At 46.3% G+C, this 521-nt stretch carries 1 protein-coding gene; it reads right to left on the bottom strand.

Going from position 1 to position 521, the window contains the following annotated elements:
• A partial coding sequence (locus R8N47_RS28325) for a YihY family inner membrane protein (protein ID WP_318186499.1) occupies window positions 1-521 on the bottom strand: 521 nt, incomplete at both ends.

Genomic DNA, 521 nt, shown 5'->3' with positions numbered 1-521 from the left:
AAACCCAGACAAACAAGATAGGAATTGCGGCTAAAGCGCCATAAATCAGCTGGTAAGACGGGAACTGAGTGATATAGAGGGCAAAGCCTTTCTTACTTAATTCAAACAGTATCGCCGCAACGGCGGCGCCTACAGCACCATGCGCTAAATGCACTTTTTTGTTTGGCACCAGAATGTACAAACCTAAAAATGCAAAAAATGACAGCAAGAGCGGCAACCAGCGTAAGAACAAATTGAAGGCGCCAGACAGCGTTTCATTTTCTAAGATTTGTAACGACGTGACATAAGACGTTGCTGCAATACTCGCGCCGACTAAAATCGGCCCCAGCGTTAATACCATCCAATACATCGAAAATGAGAACACCAAACGGCGCTTGTCTTTGACTCGCCAGATGTAGTTTAGATTTTTATCGATGTTGGAGATCAGCATCAGCGCAGCAATAAACAAGAAGCCACCACCGACGGCACTCATTTTGCCAGTGTTCGCCACAAACTCTTGCAGTGCAGTGTGCACCGCCTCA

Source organism: Vibrio sp. 2132-1 (assembly GCF_033344315.1).
This window is presented reverse-complemented; position numbering and strand designations above follow the sequence as displayed.